This window comes from Actinophytocola sp., assembly GCF_050699915.1.
Lineage (GTDB): Bacteria > Actinomycetota > Actinomycetes > Mycobacteriales > Pseudonocardiaceae > Actinophytocola.
The window spans coordinates 1-3,233 of record NZ_JBOHGA010000359.1 but is presented as its reverse complement, the minus strand read 5'-3'; the positions used below and the strand labels follow the sequence as shown (position 1 = coordinate 3,233).

5 protein-coding genes are annotated in these 3,233 nt (G+C 70.3%); 2 read left to right on the top strand and 3 right to left on the bottom strand.

What is annotated here, in order from left to right:
• On the bottom strand, positions 1-327 hold a 327-nt coding region (locus tag ACRDSK_RS32410; RefSeq protein ID WP_431445228.1), incomplete at its 3' end, for a GAF domain-containing protein.
• A 414-nt stretch (positions 328-741) separates the two neighbouring features.
• Here ACRDSK_RS32410 and shbA point away from each other — a divergent pair.
• Positions 742-1,350 (top strand): RNA polymerase sigma factor ShbA, encoded by a 609-nt coding sequence (gene shbA, locus ACRDSK_RS32405; RefSeq protein ID WP_431445227.1) that lies wholly within the window; start codon positions 742-744, stop codon positions 1,348-1,350.
• A 70-nt stretch (positions 1,351-1,420) separates the two neighbouring features.
• On the opposite strand, the gene ACRDSK_RS32400 is transcribed toward shbA, so the two are convergent.
• Together ACRDSK_RS32400 and kstR are read right to left on the bottom strand one after the other, a co-directional pair.
• On the bottom strand, positions 1,421-2,032 hold the full coding sequence (locus ACRDSK_RS32400; RefSeq protein ID WP_431445225.1) for a class I SAM-dependent DNA methyltransferase: 612 nt from the start codon (positions 2,030-2,032) through the stop codon (positions 1,421-1,423).
• 52 nt (positions 2,033-2,084) lie between these two features.
• Complete coding sequence (kstR, locus tag ACRDSK_RS32395; protein WP_431445224.1) at positions 2,085-2,732, bottom strand: cholesterol catabolism transcriptional regulator KstR; 648 nt, start codon at positions 2,730-2,732, stop codon at positions 2,085-2,087.
• 111 nt (positions 2,733-2,843) lie between these two features.
• Between kstR and ACRDSK_RS32390 the strand changes: the two genes are divergently transcribed.
• Positions 2,844-3,233: acyl-CoA dehydrogenase family protein (locus tag ACRDSK_RS32390; RefSeq protein ID WP_431445223.1), on the top strand; the 390-nt coding region annotated here is incomplete at its 3' end.

The window sequence follows — 3,233 nt, the reverse complement described above, 5'->3', positions numbered from 1 at the left end:
CGCCGCGGTCGCGGTCGCGGTGAACTCCGGCCAGCGCGAGTCCGCCCCGGTCAGGTCGGGCACGACGACCGGCTCGCCGGCGCGGTGGCAGTCCGGGCCGGGTCCGTCCTCGAGCAGCGCCAGCGCCTTCGCCCGCTCACTCGACGCACCCGCCGCCCTGGTCTTGCCCTCCTCGTCGACCAGCGACAGGCCGGCCGCGGACACGTCGAGTAGGCGTACACACCGGTCGGCGAGCAGGTCCAGGAAGCCGTCGAGATCGGACTCGCCGACGGCGTCGGCGAGTCCTACGAAGGCTTCTGCCAGCTCTTCCGTCGGCGTGCTGGTCACGAGGTCAGCGTACGACCGCGACTATCAGTTAGGTGCAGATATTGGGCCGTTTGGAAGTCTTCGGCGAAAAACGACGCTGATGTGTGACAACTTCGCGAGCAATTTCCCGATGGGGTCTTGCCTGCACACGCGCGTGGCCCGCGCCGGCACCCGGCGACCTGGCGCGGACGTCGACCCCGACACGTTGGGCGACCGCGCGGCCCGGTGGGGTCCGTGAATAGATACCGAACAGTCCGATTCCGATCGCCGCGTTGCCCCCGAGGTCGGCCAGGTTCACCCGAAGGGGCAGGAGCCTCGACAGGGCCGGTCACCAGGCGTGTTGCCCGTAAGGGTTGGTTGACGATGCAACTGCGCTACCCCGACAGGGCCTTTTGACTCTGTTGCCGATCAGCGGTGCTTACGAGTATTCCTCACATGCAGGTCATCTCGTCTGACGCCACGGAAATCTTCGCGAGGCTCAAGAGCGCCGCGTTCCACGAGCTCGTCGTCTCCTCTATGGCAGGCGAGCGCGATGCGATCGCGACCCTCTTCACGTGGATCCGTCCGGCCATAGTTCGTTACTGCCGGTCACGAATCGGGCGTAGCGGCTCCGCGTACTCCTCGGCGGACGACGTCGCGCAAGAGATCTGCGTCGCCGTGCTCGGTGCCCTCGGTCGATACAACGACGAGCCCCAGTCCTTCCTCCCGTTCGTGTACGGCATCGCCGCCCACAAGGTGGCCGATCACTACCGCCGTGCCGGCCGGGACCGCTCCGACCCGTCGGCCGACGTGCCGGACGGGGTGGACGTGAGCGCGAGCCCCGAGCAGCTGATCATGGCCGCTGACCTCCGGGAACGCCTCACCGACCTGCTGAACACGCTGCCCCCGCGCCAGCGGGAGATCCTGCGGCTGCGCCTCGTCGTCGGCCTGTCCGCTCAGGAGACCGCGACCACCGTCGGCCTCACGCCGACCGCGGTCCGGGTGACCCAGCACCGCGCCCTCGCGAAGCTCCGCGCCGCGCTCTCGCGGGCCGAGTGGGTCTAGCCAGCCCGCTCGCGATGATCCACCGCGTCAGGTCATCGGCGCGGCGCTGGGCACCCGGCTAAACCGGGGGTCAGAGCGCCCTCGCCCGCAGGTAGATCTGCACCTCGATGCGGTTCGGCTCGGCCTCCGCGGCCACCTCACGAAGCTCGGTGATCTCGAAGCCGGCGTCCGTGACGACCTGCCGCAGCTCGTCCGGCGGGTAGGCGGACGCCTCCGTCGGCACGCCCAGGAAGCTGATCGGGAAGCGGTCGAAGTCGCCGAGGACCATGGAGACCTGCAGCAGCCGCGGCCCGCGCAGCAGTTCGCGCACGCCGCTCAGCAGCGGCGGGATGTCCGCCTTGGGCAGCATGATCAGCGAGAAGAAGGCGACCGCCGCGTCGAACTCGCCCAGGTCGCTCAGGTCGCGCATGTCGCGGTGCAGGTAGCTGCCGCCGGGCGCCTGTGCCTGCGCCAGCTCGAGCATGACCGCGGACTCGTCGGTCCCGACCACGTCGATGCCCGCGTCGATCAGCTGCTTCGCGGTGGGCAGCCCGCTGCCGACGCCGAGATCCAACACCCTGGCCGGCCGGTCGAGCTGTTCGATCAGCCAGGCGCCCTCCGCGAGCTGGTCGTCCCGCTCGACGAAGGACTCGTCGTACCGCCGTCCGATCAGGTCGAACACGGCCTTCTGTTCGCTAGCCACCGGGTCAGCATGCCGTGCCGACAGATGATCGTCCACCGCCGACCGGGTACCCCTAGGAGCTCGCGCCGCGGTCGGAGATGAGCAGTCGCACGGTCAGCTCGAGCCGGTCCGCCACGTCGCTCGCCGACGCGCGCCGGGTGACCCAGGCGACCAGGTTGGACAGCCACACGTCGCCGATCACCCGGGCGATCGCGCGGTCCTCGTCGGTGGGCTCACCGGTCACGACGCCGCCGTGCAGCGCCCGGGTGAACATTCGCTCGATCAGCTTCGCGACGGTGTCCACCTCGGACGATGCGGACGCGTCCGCGAACATGAACGCCCGGGTCATCGCCTCGGTCAGGTTCGGGTCGCGCTGCATGGCGCGGGTGATCCGGCTCAGCACGAACAGCAGCCGGTCGTAGGCGGTGTCGCCTGGGACGGTGGCGCGCTCGGCACGTTCCTGGCCGCGCTCGAGCTCGCGGGCGAGGCCGGACACCAGCAGGTGGATCTTGGACGGGAAGTACCGGTACAGCGTGCCGAGCGCGACGTCCGCCTTCTCCGCGACGGCGCGCATCTGTACCGCCTCGAACCCGCCCTTCGACGCCAGCGCGATCGTGGCGTCGAGGATTCGCTTGCGTCGGTCGCGTTGCGCCGTCGAGCCGAGCTCGTCGTCGGTGAGCGTGTTGAGCGCGTTCGCTCCCGAGGTGCGCGGTCGTGCCATCGGTACGGTCCCCTAGTCGAAACGTGTTCCAGCGTGGTGAGCGATAGCTTACCCAACGGACCACGGCGCCGACTGGCGATCAAAACTGAAACACGTTCTATACTGACTGCTGTGTCCATCGCGATCACCGAGGTCCAGCGGGCCATCCAGGACTCGGTTCGGGACGTGTCGCGGCGCGCGAGTGTGCTGGCCACCGTGCGTGCGCTGGAGCCGGGTACCGCGGACCCCGGTGGCTGGCGGGCGCACTGGCCTGACCTGGCCACCCTCGGGCTCTTCGCCATCGCGCTGCCGGAGCGGCTCGGCGGGATTGGCGCCACGCTCGCCGACCAGGCCGCCGCGGTCGAGCAGGCCGCCGAGGACCTCGTGCCCGGGCCGGTCCTGCCGACGGTGCTGGCCGCGCTGCTGCTGGTGGACACGCCCGCCGAGGAGCTGGCCCGCGGCCTCGCCGCGGGCACCGGCACGGCCGGCGTCGCGCTCGTGCCCGGCGGGGTGACCGCGACT